The 25,796-nt window shown below is 69.6% G+C and carries 22 protein-coding genes and 1 pseudogene; 10 read left to right on the plus strand and 13 right to left on the minus strand.

The window, feature by feature from the left end:
• Positions 1–187 precede the first annotated feature (187 nt).
• Complete coding sequence (locus IPN47_13870; protein ID MBK9409102.1) at positions 188–817, plus strand: hypothetical protein; 630 nt, start codon at positions 188–190, stop codon at positions 815–817.
• A 12-nt stretch (positions 818–829) separates the two neighbouring features.
• Here the strand turns inward: IPN47_13870 and IPN47_13875 are convergent, their stop codons facing one another.
• Positions 830–1,339: a GyrI-like domain-containing protein gene (locus tag IPN47_13875; protein ID MBK9409103.1), complete on the minus strand. Its 510-nt coding sequence runs from the start codon at positions 1,337–1,339 to the stop codon at positions 830–832.
• Positions 1,340–1,566: 227 nt separating this feature from the next.
• On the opposite strand from IPN47_13875, the gene IPN47_13880 reads away from it, so the two are divergent.
• Positions 1,567–3,111 (plus strand): Ig-like domain-containing protein, encoded by a 1,545-nt coding sequence (locus tag IPN47_13880; protein ID MBK9409104.1) that lies wholly within the window; start codon positions 1,567–1,569, stop codon positions 3,109–3,111.
• A 42-nt stretch (positions 3,112–3,153) separates the two neighbouring features.
• Here IPN47_13880 and IPN47_13885 read toward each other — a convergent pair whose 3' ends face one another.
• A complete protein-coding gene (locus IPN47_13885) occupies positions 3,154–3,633 on the minus strand; it encodes an SRPBCC family protein (protein MBK9409105.1) in 480 nt (159 codons plus the stop codon).
• A gap of 318 nt (positions 3,634–3,951) precedes the next feature.
• On the opposite strand from IPN47_13885, the gene IPN47_13890 reads away from it, so the two are divergent.
• Together IPN47_13890 and IPN47_13895 are read left to right on the plus strand one after the other, a co-directional pair.
• A complete protein-coding gene (locus IPN47_13890; GenBank protein ID MBK9409106.1) occupies positions 3,952–6,936 on the plus strand; it encodes a SusC/RagA family TonB-linked outer membrane protein in 2,985 nt (994 codons plus the stop codon).
• A gap of 5 nt (positions 6,937–6,941) precedes the next feature.
• Complete coding sequence (locus IPN47_13895; protein ID MBK9409107.1) at positions 6,942–8,291, plus strand: hypothetical protein; 1,350 nt, start codon at positions 6,942–6,944, stop codon at positions 8,289–8,291.
• Positions 8,292–8,380: 89 nt separating this feature from the next.
• Here IPN47_13895 and IPN47_13900 read toward each other — a convergent pair whose 3' ends face one another.
• The 11 genes and pseudogenes from IPN47_13900 to IPN47_13950 form a co-directional block, all read right to left on the minus strand.
• Positions 8,381–9,130: an SAM-dependent chlorinase/fluorinase gene (locus IPN47_13900; protein ID MBK9409108.1), complete on the minus strand. Its 750-nt coding sequence runs from the start codon at positions 9,128–9,130 to the stop codon at positions 8,381–8,383.
• Positions 9,130–10,554 carry an MATE family efflux transporter gene (locus IPN47_13905; GenBank protein ID MBK9409109.1) on the minus strand — a complete coding sequence of 475 codons (1,425 nt, stop codon included), beginning with the start codon at positions 10,552–10,554 and terminating at the stop codon, positions 9,130–9,132. Before IPN47_13905 ends, IPN47_13900 begins: the two co-directional genes overlap by 1 nt.
• Before the next feature lie 19 nt (positions 10,555–10,573).
• On the minus strand, positions 10,574–11,707 hold the full coding sequence (locus IPN47_13910; protein MBK9409110.1) for an Mrp/NBP35 family ATP-binding protein: 1,134 nt from the start codon (positions 11,705–11,707) through the stop codon (positions 10,574–10,576).
• 165 nt (positions 11,708–11,872) lie between these two features.
• Complete coding sequence (locus IPN47_13915; GenBank protein ID MBK9409111.1) at positions 11,873–12,913, minus strand: bifunctional oligoribonuclease/PAP phosphatase NrnA; 1,041 nt, start codon at positions 12,911–12,913, stop codon at positions 11,873–11,875.
• Positions 12,914–13,051: 138 nt separating this feature from the next.
• Positions 13,052–14,530: an amino acid permease gene (locus IPN47_13920; protein ID MBK9409112.1), complete on the minus strand. Its 1,479-nt coding sequence runs from the start codon at positions 14,528–14,530 to the stop codon at positions 13,052–13,054.
• Positions 14,531–14,798: 268 nt separating this feature from the next.
• A pseudogene (gene guaB / locus IPN47_13925) lies at positions 14,799–16,357 on the minus strand (IMP dehydrogenase).
• A 39-nt stretch (positions 16,358–16,396) separates the two neighbouring features.
• Complete coding sequence (locus IPN47_13930) at positions 16,397–16,828, minus strand: hypothetical protein (GenBank protein MBK9409113.1); 432 nt, start codon at positions 16,826–16,828, stop codon at positions 16,397–16,399.
• A 135-nt stretch (positions 16,829–16,963) separates the two neighbouring features.
• On the minus strand, positions 16,964–18,022 hold the full coding sequence (locus IPN47_13935; GenBank protein ID MBK9409114.1) for a DUF882 domain-containing protein: 1,059 nt from the start codon (positions 18,020–18,022) through the stop codon (positions 16,964–16,966).
• On the minus strand, positions 18,007–18,933 hold the full coding sequence (locus IPN47_13940; protein MBK9409115.1) for a DUF882 domain-containing protein: 927 nt from the start codon (positions 18,931–18,933) through the stop codon (positions 18,007–18,009). Before IPN47_13940 ends, IPN47_13935 begins: the two co-directional genes overlap by 16 nt.
• Positions 18,934–19,145: 212 nt before the next feature.
• Complete coding sequence (locus IPN47_13945) at positions 19,146–20,003, minus strand: L,D-transpeptidase (protein MBK9409116.1); 858 nt, start codon at positions 20,001–20,003, stop codon at positions 19,146–19,148.
• Positions 20,000–20,704, minus strand: a complete 705-nt coding sequence (locus tag IPN47_13950) for a hypothetical protein (GenBank protein ID MBK9409117.1) — start codon at positions 20,702–20,704, stop codon at positions 20,000–20,002. Before IPN47_13950 ends, IPN47_13945 begins: the two co-directional genes overlap by 4 nt.
• A 74-nt stretch (positions 20,705–20,778) precedes the next feature.
• On the opposite strand from IPN47_13950, the gene IPN47_13955 reads away from it, so the two are divergent.
• The 6 genes from IPN47_13955 (at position 20,779) to mobB (ending at position 25,666) form a co-directional block, all read left to right on the plus strand.
• On the plus strand, positions 20,779–22,320 hold the full coding sequence (locus tag IPN47_13955; GenBank protein ID MBK9409118.1) for a 2,3-bisphosphoglycerate-independent phosphoglycerate mutase: 1,542 nt from the start codon (positions 20,779–20,781) through the stop codon (positions 22,318–22,320).
• Between the two features lie 19 nt (positions 22,321–22,339).
• A complete protein-coding gene (locus IPN47_13960; GenBank protein ID MBK9409119.1) occupies positions 22,340–23,032 on the plus strand; it encodes a hypothetical protein in 693 nt (230 codons plus the stop codon).
• A 28-nt stretch (positions 23,033–23,060) separates the two neighbouring features.
• Entirely contained in the window at positions 23,061–23,489 is a 429-nt protein-coding gene (locus tag IPN47_13965) for a 6-carboxytetrahydropterin synthase (GenBank protein MBK9409120.1), read from the plus strand.
• 148 nt (positions 23,490–23,637) lie between these two features.
• The gene (gene fdhD, locus IPN47_13970; protein ID MBK9409121.1) at positions 23,638–24,381 is read left to right on the plus strand and encodes a formate dehydrogenase accessory sulfurtransferase FdhD; all 744 of its coding nucleotides are present in this window, start codon (positions 23,638–23,640) and stop codon (positions 24,379–24,381) included.
• Positions 24,382–24,386: 5 nt separating this feature from the next.
• A complete protein-coding gene (locus tag IPN47_13975) occupies positions 24,387–25,025 on the plus strand; it encodes a molybdenum cofactor guanylyltransferase (protein ID MBK9409122.1) in 639 nt (212 codons plus the stop codon).
• Between the two features lie 113 nt (positions 25,026–25,138).
• Positions 25,139–25,666, plus strand: a complete 528-nt coding sequence (gene mobB / locus IPN47_13980) for a molybdopterin-guanine dinucleotide biosynthesis protein B (protein MBK9409123.1) — start codon at positions 25,139–25,141, stop codon at positions 25,664–25,666.
• Positions 25,667–25,796: the final 130 nt, after the last annotated feature.

Raw genomic sequence — 25,796 nt, forward strand, 5'->3', positions numbered from 1 at the left:
CGCTCGGCGCCACGGAGCGGGAGTGCAGCACGGGGGCGCACGTGGTCGACGCACCGCGGCCTACCACGTCCAGCGCCCTCCGCGCGATCGTGTCCGGCATCAGAGGGCGAAAATCCCGCGGCACACCTACAGACTTGCCGCGATCCCGCTCGTAGCGTCGCACGAACTCCGGGGACAGGAGGGTCCCATGCGATCCCGTTTCCTGCTGCTCGCCCTCACGCTGGCGGTCCCGACGCTCACCAGCGCCCAGACGCCGAAGCGCGCGAAGGACGTGGAGAAGTTCGAGGTCACCGGGCTGCCCAAGGCGCCGGCCTCGCAAATCGAGAAGGAGATCTTCGTCCTCCTCCGTGCGCACAAGCGGGGGGACTACACCGACGCCTCGCGCATCCACCTCAAGCTGGCGCAGTACTACAAGGAGCGCGGACAGGAGCAGCTCGAGGACGTCTGCAACCAGAAGGCGATGGAGGCCTGGTCCGCGGCCTCTGGTGAGCGCCCCAGCTCGGCCGGTTCGCCCGGCTCTCCCCCGTTTGAGCCCGCCGGGACCTTCGCCCGCCTCTTCAGCTATACCGACGACCTCAAGTTCGAGCACACGTGGGAGTTCTTCGCCGACGGGACCTTCGCGCATGCCGTGGAGACCGCCGAAAAGTCGGCGACAGCACCACCGCGCGAGCGTGGGTGGTACTCGCTGAGTGACGGCAAGATGCGCCTCTGGCAGTTCAAGCCGCGCGCCGAACGCACGGTGCGCTTCGAGCTGCTGGGCGAGGGGGGCAAGGACGGCGCCGTGATGGACGACATCAAGCTGGTGGTGGTGCCGTAACCACGCGACTCGTTAGGGCGGACGCGGCACGTAGACGTTGGTCACGCGCCGCTCCGCCGGCGTGTGCACCAGATCGCCCAGATACTCCTCCCACATCGGGAGGAGGTGCGCCCAGTCGCTCTCGGACGACAGGACGCCGCGCGCCAGCAGCCACTGCGTGATGCGGGCGTACATGGCCGGGAGCGTGTCGTACGCCCCTACATGCACGAAGCGCCACCCGTCGAACGCCGCCAGCACGTCCACGCGCACCGCTCCCCACGGGAGCGGTGGCTGGGCCGGCGGGGCGATCGGGAGGGCGAGGGTGAACGTCGTGCGGTGGTTCCCGTAGGCGGTATAGATCGCGCGGGGAGCGCCGCTCACCTCGAGCCCGTGTCGCTGCACGTATTGCGTGAGGCGACCAAAGCCGACCGTCATGGCGGCCGCGATGGCGAGGGCATCGGTCGTCGTCGTCACGCAGGTCACGACGGCGGGGACCGATTCGGTCACCACCTCGTGCACCTGGAGCGGGACGGGCGCGCGCATCTGTACCTCCGCGCAACGACCAACCGGCGACGCTGGCTCGGCACCGCTGCCAGCGGCCGCTTCCCAACGATGTCGCGTTGCACCGCGCGCGTCTGCGCGGAAAGCCCGCACCAGCATCAGCCGGAGGCCGCTTGCGCCCCCGGGCGGCTGCGGGGGGCCCCGCACGAGCGCCCGGCGACTCGGCAGAATGCGCCGCCGACGGCCGTGAGTTGTAGATTTCCACCCACATGATCGCGCCCGTCACTCGTCAGGCACGCCTCGCCACCGCCCTCGCGTTCCTGTCCGTGCTTGCCTCGTGCAGCGCGGATGGCCCGGCCGCGTCGCGGTGCACCGTCTCGAGCGTGCGGGTCGATCCCTCGGGCGTGAGCGTGGCCCCAGGGGCGACGCTGGCGCTCACGGCAACGCCGACGGCGCAGGGCTGCGCGGCCAGCGCCCTCACCCCTACCTGGTCGTCGAGCGACGTCTCGGTCGCCCAGGTCTCCGCGACTGGCGCGGTCACCGCGCTCGCGCCGGGGCTGGCGACGGTGCGCGCCACGATCCTCGGCGTCTCCGGCACCACCGACGTCGCCGTCGTGGCGCCGGTCGCGTCGGTGCTCGTGACCCCGGCCGCCGCCACGCTCGCCCCAGGGGCCACGTTGCAGCTCACGGCCGCCACACTCGATGCCCAGGGGGGCACGCTCACCGGGCGCAACGTGACGTGGAGCGCGTCGAACGCCACCCTCGCGACCGTCTCCCCCACGGGGCTCGTCACCGCCGTCGCCACCGGTGGCCCGGTGACCATCACCGCCACCAGCGAGCAGCGCAGCGGCACGGCCAGCATCACCATCGCCCCGCCGCCCAGCATCCAGCTGTCCAGCGCGGCCGTGGCGTTCACCGCGGTGGCCGGCGGGGCCAACCCGGCGGTGCGTTCGGTGATCATCACCAACGGCGGCGGCGGGACGCTGGGCGGACTCACCGCCGGCCCCGTCAGCTACACCGGCGCCGCCACGGGCTGGCTGCAGGCGACGCTCCCCTCCCCCTCGGCGGCGCCGACGGCCACGCTCCTGCTCCAGCCCATCATCGCGGCGCTGGCGCCTGGGACGTACAGCGCCTCAGTCCCGGTGAGTGCCCCGGCCGCCTCCAACTCCCCGCAGCTTGTCACGGTCACTCTCACGGTGCAGGCGCCCCCCCCTGCGGCGGTCGTGGTGACCCCGGCCACCTTCCTCCTGGCGCTCGGCGCCAAGCAGGCGATGACGGTGGTGGTGCGTGATGCCGCCGGGGCGATCATCACCGGGCGCACCGTGCTGTGGAGCAGCTCCAACCCCGCCGTCGCCGCCGTGGATCCCGCCACCGGGCTCGTGACCGCGGCGTCCATCGGCGTGGCATCGATCATCGCCACAGTCGACGGCGTGTCGGGGAACGCGTTCGTCTACACGGGGACGACAAGCGCCTTCGACGGGAGCTGGCGCGGGAGCGCGGGGAGCGGGCGCACCTTCGCCATGACCGTCTCGTTAGGGCGCGTGGTCGCGGTCACGATCGCCCTCGGCACGCCGATCGGATCGCCGTGCGCCCTCAGCTACACGGCCTCGCCGCTCACCCTCATCAGCGGCAACGCCTTCTCCTTCACGACTTCGGGGGGGACCGCCTCGGCGACGGTGAGCGGCAACTTCCTGAGCACGCAGTCGGCGCAGGGGACGTACGGCACGGTGACCTTCGATCGCTACCTCTGCCCGCCCAACCTGCTGGTGACGGGGACGGTCCCTGGCGGGAGCTGGACGGCGGCGAAGCAGTAGCGCTGATCGGGCGGCGCGGGCCCCCCATCTCACCCAAACCAGCTATTCCACGTGCGCCTCGCGCTCCGGCGACGGCGTCCTGGCCACGTACGCCGCGAGCCGTCCCAGCTCCTCACGATACACGCCGAGTAGGAAGCGGCGCGTGAACCAGCGCTCGACGACACCGCGAACCCCGCCCGCCGACGGCAGGGTGGAGGCGATGGTGACGTCGCACTCGCGCTCGCCTAACGAGTCCACCCGGAAGCTCGTCACCACCCCGGACTCGGGATACGTCTCGACGATGAGGCGCCCCGGTTCTGGCTCGGTGACAAGTCCGCGCACGGTGCGCGTCTGCCCGAGTGCCCTCATGGTGAAGCGGATATGCGTCCCCGCCCCGACCCCTCCCTGCTCCACCACCAGCGGCCCGAAGGCCCGCGGGGGGACGATGGCCGGGTGCCCAACCCGGTAGTCGGCGATGACGCCGTAGCAGCGGGCGGCGGGGGCGGCGATGCGTGCGCTGGAGGAAACGATGTAGCTCGGCATGCGAAGAGTCCGGTTTCGCGAAGGGTCGAGGGAAAGGGCAGCGCTGCTGGAATTTCGCTCTGCCGTGCGTCGCTTAGACAGGGTCGCATGACCCATCGACAGCGCACGTGGGGAGGCACGCCTGCGGTCGGCGCCAGTGACGAGTCGTTCCGGAAGCCGCAACAAACGGTCGGACACCCTCCGGATGATCCGACACCGTCCATCCGTCCGCGCTCGCCGCTCACCCCAGATCGTTTGATGCGTTGGCATACGCCTGCCCTACGTGCGCACTGCAGCCGCACGCGGCTGTGCTCGTGCCCTTTCCTCGCAGGAGGTCCCATGCATCGCTTCTGTTCGCGCTCCACCCTCGTCGCCCTCCTTGTCGCCAGCGCCCCCGCGGCCGTGGCGCAGGGGACCGGCACCATTGCCGGACGCATCACCGACCGCGCCACCGGCGCGCCGCTCGGCGACGCCCGCGTCATTGTCGTGGGTACGCAACGCGACACGCGCACCACCGAAGCCGGGCAGTACCGCCTGGCGAGTCTCCCCGCCGGCGTGGTGCGCCTGCGGGTACTCCGACTCGGTTACGCCGCACTGCTCGACAGTGTGCAGGTGAGTGCAGGCCAGGAGGCGACGCTCGACGCGTCGCTCACCGCCACCGTCACCCGCCTCGACCAGGTGACCATCAGCGCGACCGGCGCCTCCGAACGCCAACGCGAGACGGGGAACAGCATCGCCGCGCTCACCGTCGACTCGTTGCCCACGATGATCGTGAGCGGCGTGAACGACTTGCTGTCGTCGCGCGCTGCGAACGTGACGGTCACGCAGACGAGCGGGACCAGCGGGACCGGGTCGCGCATCCGCATCCGCGGCTCCAACTCCGTCTCGCTCTCCAACGAACCGCTCATCATCATCGACGGCATTCGCTCCGTCTCCGATCCGGGCGGGTCCACGATCAGCGTGGGCGGACAGAATCCAACGCGCCTCGACGACCTCAACCCCGATGACATCGAGAACATCGAGATCATCAAGGGACCGGCCGCCGCCGCGTTGTACGGCACCGCTGCCGCCAACGGCGTTGTGCAGATCACGACCAAGCGCGGCAAGTCGGGGCGCACGCGCTGGAGCTTCTTCGGCGACGGCGGGCGCGTGGAAGACGTCTTCGACTATCCGGCCAACTTCGCCCGCGTGGGGACGCGCCCCAACGGCGCGCGCACCACGGCGTGCACCTTGCTCGACGTCGCGGCCGCGACCTGCAACCCCAAGACCGATTCGCTCGTGCAGTGGACACCCATCGAGGACGCCTCGGTCTTCGTGCGCGGCTGGCGCTCCAACTACGGGCTGAGTGCCGCCGGCGGGACCGACCGCGTGCAGTACTACCTGGGTGGCGACTATACGCGTGAACAGGGAGTGTACTCCAACAACAGCGTGCGCAAACAAGGGGTGCGCGCCAACGTGGGTGGCCAACTGTCCTCCTCCTCCGAGTTCTCGGCCAAGCTGGGCTACAACCAATTGCGTGCGCGCATCCCGCAGAACGACAACAACGACCTGAGCCCGATCGCCAACAGCGTCCTGGGGTCGGCGTTCGACAACCCCACGACGCGCGGCTACTTCCTGTATCCGCCGGCGCTCTTCAATCAGATCGGGGTGGACCAGAACGTCGAGCGCGTGACTGCATCGCTCAACGGCACGTGGCGCCCGCTCTCCTGGCTCTCGCTCACCGGCCTTGGGGGCGTGGACTACGCCGGACGCAGCGATCAGGCGATCATCCCCCCGGACCTCATCCCCGGTCCCGACAATCGCAACATCGGCTCGCGCACGTCCAATCCTTACGGCCTCTGGACCTACACGGGCAATACCTCGGCTACCGCCCAGTGGCGCCCTTGGGCCAGCATCGAAGCCAACACCTCGTTAGGGACGCAGTTCAACCGCGAGGTGCTGCATGGGACGCAGGCGTTCGGGCGCGGGCTGGCGGCCGGCACCGGCTCGCTGGGTGGGACGACGAGCGGCTTTGCTGTCGCCGAGCAGAACCAGGAGATCGTGACGCTCGGTGTCTTCGCGCAGCAGCGCGTGGCGTGGCGCGACAAGCTCTTCTTCACCGCATCGCTGCGTGGTGACGACAACAGCAACTTCGGGACGAACCTCCAGCTCGTCACCTATCCTGCCGCCTCGCTCTCGTGGGTGGTGAACGAGGAGTCGTGGTTCCCGCAGGTGGGGTGGCTCTCGTCGTTGCGGCTGCGCGCTGCGGCCGGCCAGTCGGGACAGCGCCCCGGCTTCCGCAACGCGGTGACGTTCTACAACACGATTGCCTACCGCCGCAGCGGGAGCGACCTGGGGGGAGTGGAGCTGGCCAACAACGTGGGCAACGCGACGCTCAAGCCGGAGAAATCGACCGAGTTCGAAGGGGGGCTCGACATCGGGCTCTTCAAGGGGCGCGCCTCGCTGGAACTCACCGCCTACAACAAGACGACGCGCGACGCGCTCATCCAGCGCAACCTCCCGCCGTCCACCGGCGCCGCAACGCGCTTCGAGAACCTGGGTGAGGTGACCAATCGCGGCTTCGAGGCCTCGCTCCTCACCACGCTGGTCGATACGCGTCCGCTGCGCCTCGACCTGAGCGTGACCGGCTCCACCAACCGCAATCGCCTCGTGACGCTCGGCGCCGGCGTCGACACGATCTTCTTCGGCCTTGGCGCGCTCGACGGCAACTTCTCGCAGCGGGTCGCCGAAGGGCATCCGGTGGGCGGGTACTGGCAGCTTCCGTACACCTGGAGCGATGCCAACGGCGACGGGATCATCCGCGCGAGCGAGGTCAGCCTCGGCGAGAACTCGGCGTACTTGGGTTCGCCGCTGCCGAGCCGCGAGTTCTCCATCTCGCCGTCGCTCACCCTCTTCGGCAGGGTGCGCATGACCGCGTTGATGAACTATCGCGGCGGCCACCGCGTGTACAACGCGGGGAGCGAGTTTCGCTGCGCCGTCTTCGTGCGCTGCGAGGAAGCCTACGCGCCGGGGTCGTCGCTCTCGCTGCAGGCGCGCCGGGTGGCCGGCTTGTTAGGCACCAGCGCCGGCTACATCGAGGACGCCTCGTTCTGGAAGCTGCGCGAAGTCTCGGTGGCCTTCGACGCCCCGGCCGACTGGGCCCGCCGCCTGCGCGCCTCGTCGCTCTCGCTCACGCTCGCCGGACGCAACCTGGCCACCTGGACCGACTACACCGGCTTCGATCCCGAAATCACGTTCAACGGGACCTCCAACTACAGCACCGCCGAGTTCTTCACCCAGCCGCCGGTTCGTTACCTCACGGCGCGCATCGCGCTCGGGTGGTGATCGCCATGACTCGATTCGGAGAGATCCGCATGTCCTCATCTGCTTTCGCGCGCGTGGCACCGCTCGCCGCCGCGCTCCTCATCGCCGGCTGTAACCCCGACACGGTGCTCGACGTCCCCGATCCCGACGTCGTGCGCCCGGGGACGCTCACCGGCAAGTCGGCACTCCCCGCCCTTCGCAGCGGCGTACTCGGGTCGTTCCAGGTTGCCTACTCGGGCGGGGGCGACCTCCAGAACGGCGGGCACGAAGGGATCATCCAGCTCGCCGCGCTCTTCACCGATGAGTTCATCAACGCCGAGACGTTCAGCGACCGCATCAACCTCGACGCACGTCGCGTCACCGCGGCCAACGGCACGATGGTCGCGCTCTTCCTCGACCTGAGCCGGGCGCGCGCCGCGGCATCCACCGCCGCGCGCAAGTACGCGCAATTCGACCCGGGGGCCGCGGGGCACGCCGAGATGATCGCCATCGACGGCTTCTCGCACGTGCTCTTTGGAGAGCACTACTGCTCCGGCGTTCCCTTCAGCACCATCACCGACGACGAGCAGCTCGTCTACGGTGATCCGCAGACGCGCGACCAGATGTTCCAGACCGCCATCGCGAAATTCGATTCGGTGATCACGATGGCACGCGCCATCAACAGCACGCAGCTCGAGTCGCTGGCGCGCGTCGGGAAGGGGCGCGCCCTGGTGAACCTGGCGCGGTGGACGGAGGCCTCGGCCGCGGTGGCCCCCGTCGCCACGTCGTTCTCCTATGCGATCGAGGCATCGAGCAACTCCGCGCGCCAGAACAACGGGATCTGGCACTACTTCTTCAATTCGGCGTCGTTCAGCGTGGCCGATCGCGAAGGAGGGGTGGGACTCCCCTTCGCGTCGGACGGTGATCCTCGTGTGGACGCCGAAGACACGGGTGGCCCCGGCTTCGATGGCGAGACGCCGTTCATCGTGGCGCTCAAGTACGCGGAGGCGACCACGCCGACCGTGCTGGCCAACGGGATCGAGGCGCGACTGATCGAGTCGGAAGGGGCGCTGCGCGCCGGGCAGGGGGCGGCGATGCTGACGACGCTGAACGGGCTACGGGGCAGTGTTGGCCTCGACCCGCTGGCCGATCCCGGGACGCAGCTGTTGCGCGAGGACGCGCTCTTCAAGGAGCGTGCGTTCTGGTTGTACCTGACGGGCCATCGCCTCGGTGACCTGCGGCGGCAGGTGCGGCAGTATGCACGGACGGTCGCATTGGTCTATCCGTCGGGGAGCTACTTCAAGGGCGGAACCTACGGGACGGACGTCGTCTTCCCAGTCTCGGCGGACGAACGCAACAACCCGAAGTTCCAGGGGTGCATCGATCGCACCCCTTAGCCCGACTCGTTCGTGAGTGACGCCTGGCTCCGAGTCCTCCGCGGTGATGTGGAGCGCTGCGCCGCGGAGGGCGCGGAGGGAGGTCGAGCCTACCCCTTGTACCAGACCACCGTCGCCCCGCGGGCGAGGCCGAGGACGCGGGCGGCGTTCCCTTCGCGCACGGCGATCTCCAGCAGCCCGGTCGACCCACTGATCGCGACCGCCGCCCCGACGGCGACGTCGGCGTAGGTCGCGCGGATGGGGACGGGGCGTCCGCCAGCCGCAACGACGCCGGCGCGCACCCCCAGCAGGTTGGTGATGGCGTTGCCGAAGCGATCGATGGCGATCACCTCGCCCAGGACCGCGCCGTCCTCGCGGCGCACGGCCTCCTTGGTGCGGCGCACGATGGGCGCCTCGAAGTCGGGGCCGAGGTCGTCGAGGCGCGCCCCGCGGGCCAGCGCCGCGGCCGCCGGGGCAAAGACGTCGCGCCCGTGGAAGGTGCGGGAGGCGGTGGCGGCGATGGGGAGCGAGACCGCGCGGGCCCCCGTCAGCAGCAACGCCGGCGAGAGGATCCCGTTGTCGGGCCCCACGAGGAAGCGGCCATCGCTCTCCACCGCCAGGCAGGCGCGCCCCGTTCCGACGCCGGGATCGACCACCGCCAGGTGCACCGTCCCCTCGGGAAAGCGCCGCCAGTAGCGAGCGACCGTCAGGCGCGCGAGCTCCACGTCCTGCGGTGGGACCTCGTGTGACAGGTCGACGACCTGTGCCTCGGGGGCCAGCGTGAGCAGCACCCCCTTCATCTCGGCCACGTAGCCGTCGGCCGTGCCAAAGTCGGTGAGCAGGGTGATGGGCGGTCGCATTACACAGTTTTGTGCTTCCAACGCCCGCTGCGCCAGAGGAACATCATCGCCACCCCGCGCCCGGCCGCGGTCAGCGAGATCGCCCACCAGATCCCCACCGGCCCCCACAGCGCGGCCCACCACGCGGCCAGCGGGATGCGGAGGGCGGTGAGGAGGGTCGAGGTGATCATCGGCGGAACGGTGTCCCCCGCCCCACCCAGCGCCCCCTCGAGGACGATCTCCGCCGGGAGCAGGAGCTGCGACAGGGCGTTGATGCGCAGGTACATCGCCGTCTCGTCGACCACGGTCGGGTCGTCGGTGAAGGCGAGGGCCAGCCGCTCGGGGATGGTGAGCGAGACGATCGCCATGAGGAGCGCCGGGGCCATGGCGAAGAGCATGGTGATCCACCCGGCCCGCTCGGCGCGGTCCACCCGCCCCGCCCCCAGGTTCTGCCCGACGATGGCCGCGGCGGTGGCGCCGAATCCGACCCCGATCATGTACAGCCAGCTCTCGATGCGATGCCCCAGCCCGAGCGCCGCCAGCGCCGGCGTCCCGAAGCGCGTGGTGGTGCGCGTGAGGGCGACGTAGATGAACGAGAAGATCACCCCGGTGACCGCGGTGGGGAGACCGATGCGCAGGACGCGGCGGGCGACGGCGAGGATGGAACGTACCTCTCCCAGGCGGGCCAGCCGGGCGACCGCCCCCACCGGGGCCCCATCCACCTCCGACAGCTGCAGCGCCTCGCGCCCCACGTGCCGCCCGGGGGCCTTGAGCATCCCGCGCCGCCGGAGGATCGTCACCCCGACGGCGAAGGCGGCGCCGCGCGTGGCCAGCAGCGCCACCGCCGCCCCAGCGATCCCCAGCTCGGGAGCCGGCCCCCACCCCAGGATGAGCACGGGGTCCAACAGCAGCGTGCAGGCGACGGAGATGGAGAGGAGGACGAGCGGCGTCCGAGTGTTGCCCGATGCGCGAAAGGTCGCGTCGACGCAGAAGTAGCCGTAGATGAGCGGGAGCCCCAGGAAGTACGTGCGCAGGTAGTCGCGGGCGAGCGCCGTTACCTCGGGCGGCGTCTGCATGAAGGCGAAGAGCATGTCGACCGACAGCGCCCCGGCCACCCCGACGACCGCGCCTAACGCCAGCGCGAAGACGAGCGCCCCCCCCGCCACATGCGCCGCTTCGTCGCCACGCCCCTCCCCGTGTCGCCGCGCCGCCAGCGCCGTGACCCCCAGCGCCACCCCCTCGGCGATCGACACGACCAGCCAGACCCAGAAGATCGCCGTGGACACCGCCGCCAGCCCGTCAGGGCCGATGCGCGTCCCCACCCAGTACGCATCCATCGACGCGAAGAGCGTCATCAGGAGGTTCGACGCCACCGCCGGGATGGCGACGCGCCGGATGACCCGCGGGAGCGCGTCGTCCACCAGCGCCCCCGCGGCCACGCTCATGCCGTCGTGCCTCGCACGCTCAGGCGGCGCCTAACGACTTCGCCAAACGGTCGGCCAGCGCGATGATCGCCTTGGCTGCCGGCGACGTCTCATCGACCGCCACCACCGGGCGCCCCGTGTCGCCCCCCTCCATCACGCGCGGATACAGCGGGATCTGCGCCAGAAGCGGGATCTCGCACTCGTCGGCGAGCTTCTGCCCGCCGCCCGTCCCGAACAGCGCCGTCGGCTTGCCGCAGTGCGGGCACTCGAACCACGACATGTTCTCCACGATCCCCAGCACCGGGACGCCGGTGCGCTGAAACATCTTCACCCCGCGCAGCGCATCACCGATGGCCACTTCCTGCGGCGTCGTCACGATCACCGCTCCGGTCACCTGCGTGGCCTGCACCAGCGAGAGCTGCGCGTCGCCCGTCCCCGGCGGCATGTCGACGATGAAGAAGTCGAGCTGCCCCCAGTCGACGTCCTTGAGGAATTGCGTGGTGATCTTCATGACGATGGGGCCGCGCCAGATGGCCGGCTGGTCGCGCTCGATGAGCAGCCCTAACGAGATGCACTTCACCCCGTGCGCCTCGTGCGGGATGATCTTCTCGTCCTGCACCATCGGCGCCCCCGAGATGCCCATCATGCGCGGGACGTTGGGGCCGTAGATGTCGGCGTCCATCAACCCCACGCGCAGCCCACGCTGCGCCAGCGCCACCGCGAGGTTCACGGCCACCGTCGACTTCCCCACCCCGCCCTTCCCCGACGACACCGCAAGGATCCGCCCCAACTGCGGATAGACCACCGGCTGCGGCGCGCTTGGGCGCGGTGCCGCCGGACGGTCATCCATCACCGGGAGGGCGCGCGCCTGCCCAGCCGCCGCGGGACGCCCCGCCGCCGCCTGCGCCGCCCCTCGCCCCGGGGCAAACTCCGACGGGTCGCGCACCGCCACCTGCACCGACGACACCCCGTCCACCCGCTCCACCACCTGCCGCACGTCGCGCACGAGCGTCGCGTCGTCCTGCGGCGCCAGCACCACCGTCAGGTGCACCTTGCCGTCGAGCGTCGTCCCGATGTCGCGCACCAGTTGGCTGGTGAGCACGTCCTCGCCCGTGCGAGGGTTGCGAATTGCCGACAGCGCGATCCCGATGCGTTCCTGGAGCGTGGTAGCCATACATCCTGCCGTTGGTGTGATCGATCAGCGTGCCCTGTGGGCGAGGCGACCGCGAGGCCTGACGACCGTCTCGCCCGCGCCGCGCCGCGCCGCGCCCGACCGGGGGCGGCGCGTCGCCGTCTCCCCGTCAACTCCGCACGACCGCCGAGCGGCGGCCGCCTCCGTCTACTCCGCCGCAGCGGGCGCGAGTTCGCCCACGTAGGCGCGCGCCGCATCCACCACGCGCTCGCGCACGCCCTCGAGCGCCCCGGGGATCAACGCTCCAGACGCCTTGGCGTGCCCGCCGCCGCCGAATTCGCGCGCAAAGCGGTTCACGTCCACGTCACCCGTGCTGCGGAACGACACCTTCACCTTGCCGTAGCCCAGGTCGCGGAAGAACAGCGCGAGGCGCGTCCCGGCGATCGAGCGCGGATGCTCCACGATCCCGTCGAGATCCTCGGGACTCACGTCGTATCGCTCCAACGCGTCGGCGGTCACGCAGATCCAAGAGATCCCGTGCAGCGCGTCGTGTCCAAGCGAGTGCAGCGAGTCGCGCAGGAGGAAGAGGCGGCCCGGTGACACCGAGGCGTAGATGCGCCGGTACATCTCCTCGGGATCGACCCCCTTGGACAGCAGCGTCGCCGCAATCGCGTGACAGCGCGGCGAGGTGTTGGAGTAGCGAAAGCCCCCGGTGTCGGTGAGGATCGCCGTGTACAGCGCCTCGGCGATCGCCGGCGTGATTTCGAGGTTGAGCGCCGTCGCAAAGTCGAAGAGCAGCTCGCCCGTGGCGCACGCCGCGGTGTCGTCGAGCACGATCTCGCCCGCCGGCTCTTCGGTGGGGACGTGATGGTCGATGACGATGCGCGGGATCTTGAGCGAGCGCACGGTGTCGGCCAGCGCGCCCAATCGCTTCATGTCGCTCACGTCGAGCGCGATGAGCCCGTTCACCGTCTTGAGCGCCGAGGCCCCCTTGGAGGTGGCGTCGGTGATGTCAGGCCCCAGGAGATACGAGAAGATCGACGGCCACGGCGTCGGGTTGACGACACGAGCCTGCACTCCAAGCTGCGGCAGCAGACGCGCGAGCGCCGACACCGATCCCGCGGCGTCACCATCCGCATTGATGTGCGTGGTGAGCGCGACGAGTGGGGTCGAACGGAGCGTGTCGGCGATGCGCTCGATGGCGTCGCGACGCGCGCTAGGAACGGCGAGCAGTCCGGTCAGTGGCACGGAACGTAGGGACAAGCGAAAGCGGCGCTCCAACCGGAGCGCCGCCAGTAAAGTAACAACCTGAAGGACCGAACGGACGCTCATCGCCCATCCCGCACACGGTCGCCGCAGAACGGGCGACCGTGTGTGAATCGGCGGCTAGTACTCCGTCCCGTCGCGCTCGGCGGCCTGCACGCGCGAATGCTGCTTGCCGTACAGGAAGTAGACCGCCAGCCCCAGCGCCAGCCAGATCAGCAGCCGGAGCCACGTGTCGCCCGGAAGCCCGGACATCATGTAGCCGCAGATCAGGATCGACAGGATCGGGACGAGCGGGACCAGCGGCGTCCGGAACGGACGATGCAGGTTGGGCGAGCGGTAGCGCAGCACCAGCACGCCGGCGCTCACGATCACGAAGGCGAGCAGCGTCCCGATGGAGACGAGTTCGCCCAGCAGCCCGATCGGGAAGAGCCCGGCCACCACCATGGCCACCGCACCGGTGATGATGGTCGAGATGTACGGCGTCTGGAACTTCGGGTGGATCTTGCCGAAGACCGGCGGGAGGAGCCCGTCGCGCGACATCGCGTAGAAGATGCGCGGCTGCCCGAGCAACATCACGAGCACCACCGAGGCCAGGCCGGCGATGGCACCGAGCGCGATGAGCGGCTTGAGCCAGGCGAGCCCGGGCCCTGCCTGGGCGATCGCGACGTAGACCGGATCGGGGACGTTGAGGTCCTTGTAGTTCGCCACGCCCGTCATGACGCGCGCCATCAGGATGTACAGCACCGTACAGATGGTGAGCGACCCAAGGATGCCGATGGGGAGGTCACGCTGCGGGTTCTTCGCCTCCTGCGCTGCGGTCGACACCGCGTCGAAGCCGATGTACGCGAAGAAGATGACGCCGGCCGCGCGCACCACGCCGCTCAGGCCGTAGCGCCCGAACGTCCCTTCGTTAGGCGGAATGAACGGTTCCCAGTTGGACGGCTGCACGTACATGAAGCCGAAGCCGATCACCAGGAAGACGATCGCGACCTTCACAAAGACGATGATGTTGTTGAGCTTGGCCGATTCCTGGATCCCGATCACGAGCAGCGTGGTGAGGATCGCCACCAGGAACATCGCCGGCAGGTTGATGATCGCCCCGCTCGGCACCAGCGTGTGCGTTCCTTCCACGCTGAACGGCGCATTGGAGAGCGACGCCGGGATGTTGATCCCCGTGTAGTCGCGCAGGAACGAGGTGAAGTACCCCGACCAGCCCACCGCCACGGTCGACGCGGCGAACAGGTACTCCAGGATCAGGTCCCACCCGATGATCCAGGCCACCAGCTCACCCAACGTGGCGTAGCCATAGGTGTAGGCGCTGCCGGCGATCGGGATCATCGACGCAAACTCGGCGTAGCAGAGCCCCGCAAAGAGGCAGCCGGCACCCGCGAGCACGAACGAGAGGACGATGGCCGGCCCCGCATACTGCGCCGCCGCCGTCCCCGTGAGGACGAAGATGCCGGCGCCAATGATGGCCCCGATCCCCAGCAGCGTCAGGTTGAGGGCGCCGAGCGTTCGCTTGAGCGTCGGCTCGCCACTCGTGCCATCGGCCTCCTTCATCAGAAGGTCGAGGCTCTTCTTGGAAAACAGTCCCATCAGGGAGTCTCCGGTGGTCAACGTGAAAAAGGCGATCGCCGCCACGATCGCCCGACGGTACACAGGCCAGCGCACTGGCCCTTCTGCCCTGCGTAAGGCGCGGGCAAAGTGCGCCGAAGTTGAGAGGCTTGTCAAGCAATTGCCAACGAAAACGCGGGCCCCTCACCGGGACCCGCGAGATCTGACATCCACCTGACACACGCGCTATTGCGCCAGCCACCATCGAGCGCCGGACTCGCGCCGAGTGGCGCCAATCGCGACCACCTGCGTCTCAGACGCTGTAGTTCGGCGCCTCACGCGTGATGGTCACGTCGTGCGGGTGCGACTCGCGCAGACCGGCCGCGGTGATGCGAACGAAGTACGACTCGGTACGGAGCTGCGTGATGTCGCCGCATCCCACGTAGCCCATCCCGCTCCGCAGTCCGCCGACCATCTGGAAGAGGACGTCGCCCACGGGGCCCTTGTACGGCACACGTCCCTCGATCCCCTCGGGGACGAGCTTCTTGGGGCTCATCTCCCCTTCCTGGAAGTAGCGGTCGGCGCTCCCGTCCTGCATCGCCGAGAGCGATCCCATGCCGCGGATCATCTTGAAGCGACGCCCCTCGAGCAGGAACGACTCCCCCGGACTCTCCTCGGTGCCGGCGAGCATCGATCCCATCATGACGCTCGACGCACCAGCGGCCAGCGCCTTCACGATGTCGCCCGAGTACTTGATCCCGCCGTCGGCGATGATCGGGAGCCCGTTGGCCCCCTCGACGGCGTCCATCACCGCGGTGAGCTGCGGGACGCCGACCCCGGTGACGACGCGCGTGGTGCAGATGGAGCCCGGTCCCACGCCGACCTTGATGGCATCGACGCCACGCTCGGCGAGCGCCGCCGCCCCTTCGCGCGAGGCGATGTTGCCCGCCACCAGTTGCACCTGCGGAAAGGCCTCGCGCACGCGCGACGTGGCCTTGAGCACCTCTTCGCTGTGCCCGTGCGCGGTGTCGATGATGAGGACGTCGACTCCGGCATCGACCAGCGCCTGCGCCCGCGTGATCACGTCGGCCCCCGCGCCTAACGCGGCGGCACAGCGCAGGCGCCCGTGCTGGTCCTTGTTGGCGTTGGGGAACTGCCGGCGCTTGTGGATGTCCTTGATGGTGATCAACCCCTTCAGCGTCCCCTCGCCATCGATCACCGGGAGCTTCTCGATCCGGTGCTCGGCCAGGATGCGCTCGGCGTCGTCGAGCGTCGTCCCGAGCGGGGCGGTGATGAGCCCCTTGGAGGTCATCACCTCGTGGATCGGCCGCTGCACGTTGCGCTCGAACTGCAGGTCGCGGTTGGTGATGATCCCCACCAGCTTCCCGCCCCATCGACGATCGGGACGCCGCTGATCTTGAAGCGGTTCATCAGCCCCACCGCCTCACGCAGGAGCGCGTCGGGGGTGAGGGTGATGGGGTTGAGGATCATCCCGCTCTCGGAGCGCTTGACCCGGTCGACCTCGGCCTGCTGCCGGTCGATCGACATGTTCTTGTGGATCACCCCGATCCCACCGGCACGCGCCATGGCGATCGCCATCTCGCTCTCGGTGACGGTGTCCATGGCCGCCGAGACCAGCGGGACGTTGAGCGGAATCCCCCGGGTGAACCAGGTGGCCGTGTCGACGTTTTTCGGGTGGACCAGCGAGTGTCGCGGTGCGAGGAGGACGTCGTCGAAGGTGAGCGCGATGTCCTGTCGAATGCGTACGGTCGGCGCCGCGCCGTTGGATCCCTGGGGGCCGGTACGCGAAAGCCCGCTCTCCGGTGTGCTCGGAGTCGCGGGCCCGTCGGAAGATCGAGTTGTTGTCGCCATGGCGAAAGCTAGACCGGCCCTTGGACGACTTCAAGCGGGTCAGGACGGCGAGGGATTCTCCGCGTCGTCGGGCTTCGATCCCTCGCCCGGGGCGGGGGCGGTCGTGCCTGGGGTGGTCGCCCCACCGTTGGCCGGCGTGGTCCCAGTGACGGTCTTGGCCACGTCGCTCGCAGTGCTCACGATGTCGCTAGCCACCGACTTCCCCGCGGCGGCCACGCCGCTCAGCACCCCGACCGCCTGGTTCAAGAGTCCCATCGTCTGCGAGATCGCCGACGCCGAGACCTTGCCTGCGCGCATCGTATCCTCGATCCCCTCGGTGAAGCGGGTGAAGATGTTGGCCGTCGACGTCTCCTTGACGCCGTGTCGGGCCGCGATGAAGTCGACGTAGTCGAGGACCGCATATCCCTTCTCGTCGGTGAGCGTGTCGATCTGGCGCAGGATGCGGTCGCGCAGGTGCGGGGAGAGCGGCATGGGGAACCGAGACGGGAGACGGGGGGAGACGGGAGACGGGAGAGCCGCGCGCGATGGCGCGCGGCGCAACTCGGGTCTGGTGGTCAATCTACGGCGCGGCGTGGGCTGAGGGTTCAGCGCGGCGCGTTGCCGGGGTCAGCCCTGCCAGCGCGCCTTTTTGCCGCGGGCGTCGATGTGCGCGTAGGACGAGCCGTTCTGCGTGTACACGCCCAGCCCCCCCACGAGGTCCGGGTGCTTGCGCTCGATGATCTCCACGGCCAGCTCGATGAGGCGCACGTCTCGGCTGTTGACGCGCCCGTCGCGATTGGCGTCGATGGCGATGTCGGCCGCGTCGCCGTACTGGTGCCGCGAGTCGGCGGCGGCGCGCGGCACGCGCTGGTTGTAGACGGGGGTGCGGAAGCCCGAGTGCACGTCCACCTCGACCGGCGCCCGCCCCTCGCCACCGTGCCAGCTCGCGATCTCGTCGAAGATCAGCTCGAGCTTGTCGAGCAGGCGCCCGTCGATCGCTGCATAACGAGGCCAGCTCGTCTGCTCGTCGTGCGTGATGAAGTCACCCACGCGCATGTGCGCCGACAGCGGCAACTCGGCCAGCGGCTGCTCGATCTCCAGAAAGCCCCGCGGGCGCTCGAGGTCAGCGCCCCACTTCTCGGCGCGGTACGTCCCGATCTGGTAGCCGTTGATCGCCGTCCCCTGCTTCTCCTCGAACGGCACGAGGACCGCCAGCGTGAGCGAGTCGATCACCGTGGCCCCACCGCGATTGCGCACGGCGAGTCGATAGAAGCCGGGGCGCGACGGCGCGTTGAACGTGCCGGCCACGACCTTCGCCGTGTCGATCGACGCCAGTTCACCCAGCGGGATCCACTCGAAGATCACCGACGACGGAGCCGCATCGAGTTCGAGCGGGAACTGGACGCGCTCGCCCGGAAGGGCGAAGCGCATGTTCACGCCGCGGCTCCTCCCCAGCGCCGTGGAGGCAAGCCGCGCCACCGGCGGCGCGGGGGGCGGTGCTTCGGGGACCGGCGGGCCGAAGGCCGCATCGGCGCGGCGCAGTGCCAGCAGCGACCCGGCCGCGAGGATGACGAAGCCGAGGATCGGGATCGCACGCGAGCGCAGCCGCGAAGGACGCGGCGGCGGGACGTGCGACTGCTGCGGCGACTGCCAGTGCTGGTACACCCGCCCTAGATCCTCCCCCATCGTGCGCGCGAGCCGCGCACATCGACGTGGACGAACGGGCCGTGCGCCGAGGTCGCGCGATACAGCCCGGCACCACCGATGAGATCGGGATACTTGCTCTCGATGCGCTCCACCGACTCGAGGACGACCTTGGCATCGCGCGTGTCGACGCGACCGTCGCGATTGAGGTCATCCATGCGCCCGTCGCCATCGCTGTCGACGAAGACGTCGGCGGCGTCGCCGTACTGGTGACGGGAATCGGTCGCCCGCCCCCCCTTCCGCCCCACGCCCTGGGCGTTGTACTGCGGCGTGCGGAAACCCGACAGCACCGTCATCGCCCCTACGCGGTAGCCGCGCGACTGCAGGTCGCTGATGAGCAGTTCGAGCTTGTCGACCAGTGCCTCGCGCAGGACGAGGTACTTGGGCCACACGGCCTGCTGGTCGTGCGTCAGGAAGTCGCGAATCCGGAAGTGCTCGGAGAGCGGCGTGTCCTGGTTGTCGGCCGTGACCTCGATGAACCCCTCGGGGGCCTTGTTGCTCGCCCACGCGCTCCGGCGCTCGCCCGGCCAGAAGCCGACGCGATAGCTCCCGAGCTTCCCGCGCTCGCGCGCCTGGAAGGGGAGGAGGTTGATGAGCGAAAAGCGCTTGCCCGTGGCCGAGTCGGAGGCGTGGTAGATCCCGGGGCGCTGCGCGGCGGCGTCGCCAAAGAGCTGCTTGAGGATGCGGATGCTGCCATCACGCCGCGGCGAGACGATGCGCGCCTTGAGCTTCCCGCTCCGGCCGCTCAACGAATCGCTCACCGGCTCGACCGGGCGCGACGCGGCCATCACAACAGAATCGGTGGACAAGGCCGAGGCGGCGCTGGCTGGCGCCAGTGCGGCCACGGCGACACCGATCAGGGCGGCGCGGAAACTGAGCGAGGAAAAGGGCACGTGTGTGATATCCCGTCGTCCTGTGGATGCCGAGGTTCCCGCGGATCGACGCCCCGAACAGGGCGAGGTCACGCAGGGAAGCGAACGGTTGGAGGAGGGGGGGAGGTCACCCGGCGGCTGGTACTCCCGGGTGCACGGCGAAAGATCGGTCAAAGTGACGTCTGGTGGGACCCCTCCGCGATGACGGAGGTTCCCCCTCCGTAACCGACGGGTCAGTAAATGTAGACCGGGGTGCCGACCGGGACGATGCGAAAGAGCGTCTCGATGTCCTCGTTTCGAAGGCGAACGCAGCCGTGGCTGGCGGCGCTCCCGATCGAACTGGGGACGTCGGTCCCGTGCAACGCATAGCCATCCCCGAGGTTGAGCCGGTGTGTGCCGACGACCCCCGGAAAGCGGCGCTGGTTGGTCCCGAACGGTGGGATGATCACGTTGCCGTTCACAATCAGGTCCTTCCCCTCACCGGCTTCCAGGACCTCCTCGGCGCCGTCGATCAAGCGCTTCACGACGTTGCTCCCGGTGACCGCGAGAACGCTCCCGTCGGGGAGCGGGATCTCGTCCGTTCGCTTGAGGTTCACCAGCCCGAGTTTCTTCTTGTGCGCCACCTCGACGTAGTGCCAGTCGGGGGGGACCCAGGCGGGATCGGACTCCTTGTTCAGGACGACGAGCCGCCCGCGTGGCGTCTCGAACTTCCACTGGTTCCCGCCGCCCTTGGCTAGGACCTTCCCGCTCCCGGTGGCGACACGGGTCGTGAAGAGGAGCGAATCGCCGTCGCGGTACCAGAGCCGGCGGTCGGCGATGCTGACGACGAGGTACGCCTTCCCGGCCGAGGAGTCGATCGGCGCGTCGACGATGGTCTGGAGCGAGTCGGAGACGAGCCCCACCTGGCGCTTGACGTCCTCGAGCCCCTCGAGGTGGCCGTCGAGTACGCGGCGGGTCTGGTCGCGACTGGAGCGCGCCGTGATGGCGGCGGCGCCCAGCCCCGCGCTCCCCAGCAGGAGCAGGGCGACGAGGGTGACCAGGACGCGGGCCGGGGTGCCGCCGTGCTTGAGGAAGTGCCGGACGTCGTTCATTCGTAGAAGTACACCGTGAGTCCCGGAGTGATGATCGGCGCGATGGCGCGCAGGTCGCTACGCGAGACGCGCACCGCCCCCGGGAGGACATATCCACTATCGGCCAGCACCCCCGAATCCGGGAGTGCGTAGATCACCGTCCCCCCGCTGAGCACGAGGGCGTTGCGACCGAGCGCCCCCGGGCGCTTCCGGTCCTCGGGCCCCGGCGCCCCGCGGTCGCTGAAGACCCACGTGGGCACCTCCCACGGATCGCGCGCGCCGAGCACTCGCTCCACCGAGAGGGGGCCGCGTGGCTTGAGGACGCGGACGGTGTCGCCGCCCTGGACGACCAGGCGCTCCTCCCCCACTTGCACGCGCATCTCGCGCAGGAGGGCGCCGTCGCGCTCCAGCAGCATCGTCCCGCTATCGACCGAGACCGACAGGTGCAGCGCGCGGTCGGCCGCGGCCCGCCTGCGCACGAGTTCCTGCATGACGTTCGCCTTGTTCTCCTCCGCATCGGCGACCATGTCGGCGCGCTGGCGCTCGGCGTCGGTCATCCCGTTGCGCAGTCGCTCGGTCTCGGCACGGTCGCGGAGATAGCGCGCGGCGAGCAACACGTCTCCCACCACGAAGGCGGCGATGAGCGTCGCGAGCACGGCGACGGTTCGGGGATAGGTGCGCCGCAGGGCGGACCAGCCGCCGTTGGGAGGGTGTGGGCTCATTCCGGCTTGGGCGCGGTGATACATTCCGAGCTTCGTTCGATCGACGATATCACGCCACCGGCTCCCCAGCCAAGATGCCCCGTCCGAATACGCGCCCCGTGGTCCTCGTGGTCGTCGATGGCTTTGGCCATCGCGATGCCACGGAAGGTAATGCCGTTGCGATGGCGAAGATGCCGACCTGGAAGTCGCTCTGGTCCAAGGCGCCTCGCACCCTGCTCGATGCGTCCGGGCTGGCGGTGGGCCTCCCCGCCGGGCAGATGGGGAACAGCGAGGTCGGGCACATGAACCTGGGCGCCGGGCGCGTGGTCAAGCAGGACCTGGTGCGCATCGAGGAGGCGATCACCGACCGGTCGTTCTTCCACAAGCCGGCCTTCGTGCAGGCCTGTGCGCACGTGAAGGCGACGGGGGGAACGCTGCACCTGCTGGGGCTCCTGGGCGACGGCGGGGTGCACGCGATGCAATCGCATCTCTTTGCCCTCATCGACCTGGCCGAGCAGCAGGGGGTGGGCAAGGTGGCGATCCACGCGCTCATGGACGGGCGCGACACGCTGCCGACCAACGGCTACCGCTACATGGAGGAGACGCTCGCCAAGGCCAGCGGCCGCGCGAAGATCGCCTCGTTAGGTGGTCGTTACTTCGGGATGGACCGCGACAAGCGCTGGGAGCGGGTCAAGAAGTGGTACGACAGCGTGATGGGGGTCGGCCCGTCGACCGACGATCCGCTGGCCGCCATCCGTGCCGCCTACGAGCGCGGCGAGACCGACGAGTTCATCACCCCGATGGTGGTGACCGAAGACGGCGCGCCGGTGGCCCCGATCCGCGATGGCGATGCGATCATCGGCTTCAACTACCGCTCGGACCGCATGCGCCAGATGGTGCGGGCGCTCACCCAGCCCGACTTCAGCGGCTTCGACATCAGCACGCGCCCCACGCGGTTGCATCTGGCGACGATGACGTCGTACGACGAGACCTTCTCCTTCCCGGTGGCCTTCGCGCCGTTCTCCATGGCCCGCATCGTGGCCGAGGTGGTGTCGGAGACGGGGATGACGATGTTCCGCACGGCGGAAACCGAGAAGTACCCGCACGTGACCTATTTCTACAACGGCGGGATCGAGACGCCGTTCGCCGGCGAGGTGCGCAACCTCGTCCCGTCCCCCAAGGTGCCGACGTACGACTTGCAGCCGGAGATGTCGGCGGCGGGGGTGACCGACGTGCTGGTGGAAGCGATCGCGAGTGGATCGTACGACTTCACGCTGTGTAACTACGCCAATGCCGACATGGTGGGGCACACCGGGTCGATCCCGGCGGTGATCAAGGCGCTGGAGACGGTGGACGCGTGCCTGTCGCGTGTCATCAAGGCGGCGGAGAAGGCGGGGGCGCGACTCCTGGTCACCGCCGACCACGGGAACTGCGAAGTGATGATCGATCCGGAGACCGGGGGGCCGCACACGGCCCACACGACCAACCCGGTCCCGATCGTGGTCGTCGATCCCGATGGGGACCGCCCGCTGCGCGGGGGTGGGGCGTTGTGCGATGTGGGACCGACGATTCTCTCGATGCTGGGCATCGACCAACCGACTGAAATGACCGGGCGCTCGCTGCGCCTGCTGTCCTGACCGTCCTGACTGCGACGTGATGACGATTCGATCGTTCGCCCTGCTCGGGCTCTGCGTGCTGGCCCCGGCGATGGCCCAGGGACAGGTGGGCTACACTCCGCGCAAGTCGCCGTATCGCGACTTGGCGCGTCGCCAGGAGCTGACCTTCTTCGGCGGGATGTACCAGGCCAGCAAGGACCCGGCTGGTGTGGCGCCGCAGAGCGGCCCGACCGCGGGGGCGCACTACGAGTTCCACATCTCGGGGCCGGCGTACTTCACCGCCCGCACGGCGGTCGTCCTCTCCGAACGGCAGGTCATCGACCCGACCAAGCTGCTGACCGAGCGCTTCCTGGGGAAGGAATCGATGACGATGGTCCTCAGCGACATCGGCTTCGCGCTCAACCTCACGGGCTACAAGTCGTGGCACGGGATCGTGCCGACGTTAGGCGGCGGGCTGGGGATCGGCGCCGGTTTCGACTCGCCCGACGTCGGGGGCTACAAGTTCGGCTATCCCTTCCTGCTCGCCTTCCGCCCGGCAATCAAGTTCGTCCCCGGCGGACGCTGGCAGGGGCGCATCGATGCGACGAACTACTTCTATCGCATCCGCTACCCCGATTCGTACTTCACCAAGTCGACCGCCGACCCTGCGGTCCTCGAGACGACGGACGGCCGGAACATCTGGAAGCGCAACCTCGGCCTCACCGCCGGCATCACGTACACCTTCGGGCGTTAGGGTGGCGCGGGCGTACCTCACGCGCCGCGTGACGTTCGCCGCGGCACATCGCTACCGCCGCCCGGAGTGGGACGATGCGCGCAACGAGGCGGTCTTCGGGCTGTGCGCACGCCCCAACTACCATGGCCACACGTACACCTGCGACGTGACGGTGGGGGGCGAGATCGACGAGCAGACAGGCTTCATCGTCGACCTCGGCGAACTCGATCGCGTGCTGGCGCGCGAGGTGCGCGAGCGCTACGACCATCGCAACCTCAACCTCGACATCCCCGAGTTTGCCGAGGGGAAGCAGATCCCGAGCGGGGAAAACGTCGCCCGCCTCATCTTCGGCCAGCTCCGCGCGGCGTTAGGCCACCTGGTGGATGTTGTCGAGGTGCGAGTGGCGGAGGATGTCACGCTCTCGTCGGCGTATCGCGGAGAAGGGACGAGCGCAGCGGGCACGCCGCCGAACGCCTAGGCCTGGCGTCGCTGGCTCGGGGGCGTCTTGCGGGCGGAGCTCGCGGCCCATCGGTCGACTCGCTGTCGCGCGGCGCACCCGGTTCGGCGCACGGGAGGGCGACCCGGTCCCCGATGCGAATGGATGCGTCGCGGCGCAGATTTCCGACATGAGCGAATCCCACCCCCCTGCGCCGCCGCTCGACGCCGTGGAGGAATCCCCGGTCTGGCTCGAGCTCAACGGCGTGCCGGTCGTCACGTGGATGTGCACCCCCGACGCGCTCGACGAGCTCGTGGTCGGGTGGCTCTTCGGCGAGGGATACATCGAGACGCCGGCCGACATCGTGCGCATGCGCCCCTGCACCAGAGAGTTGGGGTTCTGGGTCGACATCGACCCGGCGCGCGTGGCGACGGTCGAGGGGATGTCGCGACGGCGGATCCTCGCCTCGGGGTGCGGATCGGTGACCGCCTTCCTCGGGAGCCTGGCCGACGTGCCGCGCCGGAAGGGGACGGTCCCGGCGGTCGACACGCCGGCGCTGCGCGCGGTCTTCAAGGAGCTCTTCGCCCTCGGAACGCGCTACAAGGAGACGGGGGGCATTCACGCCGCCGCGCTCACCGACGGGCAGTCGCTCTTCCACCACGCCGAAGACATCGGGCGGCACAACGCGGTCGACAAGGTCTTCGGGGCGGCGCTGCAGGCGGGGCGTTCGCCGGCCGACATGATCCTGCTCGTCACCGGGCGCATCTCGGGCGAGTTGGCCTTCAAGGCGGCGCGCGCCGGCGTGGCGGCGGTCGCCACGCCATCGGTCCCCTCGACGATCGCCGTCGAGATCGCCCGCGCCGCCGACATGCTGCTCATCGCCCGCGCCGTGAGCGGGGCGCCGCAGCTCCACGACCCGCGCACCACTCGTTAGGGGCGATGCACTGCACCGGGGTGATCCTCGCGGGAGGAGGCGCCACACGATTCGGCGGCCTCCCCAAGGGGCTGGAGCTGGTGGGCGGGCGCCGGATCATCGATCGCGTGGCCGACGCGTTGCGCGACGCCACCGACGAACTGCTCGTGGTCGCCAACGATGCACGCGCCCCGGACTGGCTCCCGGGGGTGCGCGTCGCCGGCGACCTGCGTCCGGGCGAAGGGAGCCTTGGCGGCCTGCACGCGGCGCTGGCCCACGCACGGGGCGCCGTGATCGTGGTCGCCTGGGACATGCCGTTCGTCTCCGCCGCGCTGCTGCGCCGGCTGCGCGCGTTAGGCGAGTCGGGGTTCGACGCCGCCCTCCCCGAGAGTGGCTCCAAGCGCGGCGTCGAACCGATGTGCGCGTGGTATGCCCCGCCCTGTCTCGACGCCATCACCGCCGCCCTCGACCGGGGCGACCGACGCGTGATCGCCTTCTTTGACGCCGTACGTGTCGCTCGCCTCGGTGCCGACGCGGTGGCGACGTTCGGCGACCCGGCGACGTTGTTCCTGAACGTGAACACGGCCCAGGAACGGGACGCGGCGGAACGGTGCGCGCGCGCGCAGCCGGACGACGCAACGACGGAACGGCAGGACGACGCCTGAGCCCCTCGCGCCGCTCCCCGCGGCCGCTCTGGTCGCGGCGGTAGATTCCCTTTCACTGCCGCAACCGCACCGTTTGCCAATACCACCGCAACCACGCTCTGCCGCACCCTCGCATGCCCCCTCTCCTCTCCATCGTCGGCCGCAAGCACTCCGGCAAGACCACGCTCGTCGTGCGACTGGCGGCGGAACTTCGCCGGCGAGGGGTGTGCGTGATGACCATCAAGCACGGGTCGCACACCTTCAACCTCGACCCCGCCAGCACCGACACCTATCGCCACTTCCACGAGGGCGAAGCCGAGCGGGTGGCGATGATCTCCCCGGATCGTTTCGCGCTGGTGATGCGGTGGAGCGAGGAGCTGACCCCGCACGAGGTGGCGGCGCGGTTCATGTCCGACGCCGACCTGGTGCTCTGCGAGGGGTTCAAGGAGTCGTCGATCCCCAAGCTCGAGGTGGTGCGCCGCGCGGCACACCCCACGTCGCTTGCCGAGGAGGGGAAGATCGACGTGGCCACGCTGCTGGCGGTGGTCACCGACGCGCCGGCATCGATCGAGGGCGGGCGACGCTTCGACCTCGGGGAGGCGACGTGGCTCGAACAGCTCGCGACCTTCGTGCAGGAGTGGCTCGCGGCGTCGCAGCGCTGATCCCCTGCCTCGCGCCTGACGCGGCGCTGCGGTAATGTGCGGGGCGCGCTGCCCCCGCACGGCCGCGCAGGTGCCAGGGCACCGCGTCACACGGTCACCCCCCTGCCGCCACGCACACCGACGCTCCGCC

It is taken from the genome of Gemmatimonadota bacterium (genome assembly GCA_016719105.1).
Lineage (GTDB): Bacteria > Gemmatimonadota > Gemmatimonadetes > Gemmatimonadales > Gemmatimonadaceae > SCN-70-22.

Coding starts and splice junctions, on each gene's coding strand:
- IPN47_13870 (MBK9409102.1), top strand. CDS start 188: ATGCGATCCCGTTTCCTGCTGCTCGCCCTCACGCTGGCGGTCCCGACG.
- IPN47_13875 (MBK9409103.1), bottom strand. CDS start 1,339: ATGCGCGCGCCCGTCCCGCTCCAGGTGCACGAGGTGGTGACCGAATCG.
- IPN47_13880 (MBK9409104.1), top strand. CDS start 1,567: ATGATCGCGCCCGTCACTCGTCAGGCACGCCTCGCCACCGCCCTCGCG.
- IPN47_13885 (MBK9409105.1), bottom strand. CDS start 3,633: ATGCCGAGCTACATCGTTTCCTCCAGCGCACGCATCGCCGCCCCCGCC.
- IPN47_13890 (MBK9409106.1), top strand. CDS start 3,952: ATGCATCGCTTCTGTTCGCGCTCCACCCTCGTCGCCCTCCTTGTCGCC.
- IPN47_13895 (MBK9409107.1), top strand. CDS start 6,942: ATGACTCGATTCGGAGAGATCCGCATGTCCTCATCTGCTTTCGCGCGC.
- IPN47_13900 (MBK9409108.1), bottom strand. CDS start 9,130: ATGCGACCGCCCATCACCCTGCTCACCGACTTTGGCACGGCCGACGGC.
- IPN47_13905 (MBK9409109.1), bottom strand. CDS start 10,554: ATGAGCGTGGCCGCGGGGGCGCTGGTGGACGACGCGCTCCCGCGGGTC.
- IPN47_13910 (MBK9409110.1), bottom strand. CDS start 11,707: ATGGCTACCACGCTCCAGGAACGCATCGGGATCGCGCTGTCGGCAATT.
- IPN47_13930 (MBK9409113.1), bottom strand. CDS start 16,828: ATGCCGCTCTCCCCGCACCTGCGCGACCGCATCCTGCGCCAGATCGAC.
- IPN47_13935 (MBK9409114.1), bottom strand. CDS start 18,022: ATGGGGGAGGATCTAGGGCGGGTGTACCAGCACTGGCAGTCGCCGCAG.
- IPN47_13945 (MBK9409116.1), bottom strand. CDS start 20,003: ATGAACGACGTCCGGCACTTCCTCAAGCACGGCGGCACCCCGGCCCGC.
- IPN47_13950 (MBK9409117.1), bottom strand. CDS start 20,704: ATGAGCCCACACCCTCCCAACGGCGGCTGGTCCGCCCTGCGGCGCACC.
- IPN47_13955 (MBK9409118.1), top strand. CDS start 20,779: ATGCCCCGTCCGAATACGCGCCCCGTGGTCCTCGTGGTCGTCGATGGC.
- IPN47_13960 (MBK9409119.1), top strand. CDS start 22,340: ATGACGATTCGATCGTTCGCCCTGCTCGGGCTCTGCGTGCTGGCCCCG.
- fdhD (MBK9409121.1), top strand. CDS start 23,638: ATGAGCGAATCCCACCCCCCTGCGCCGCCGCTCGACGCCGTGGAGGAA.
- IPN47_13975 (MBK9409122.1), top strand. CDS start 24,387: ATGCACTGCACCGGGGTGATCCTCGCGGGAGGAGGCGCCACACGATTC.
- mobB (MBK9409123.1), top strand. CDS start 25,139: ATGCCCCCTCTCCTCTCCATCGTCGGCCGCAAGCACTCCGGCAAGACC.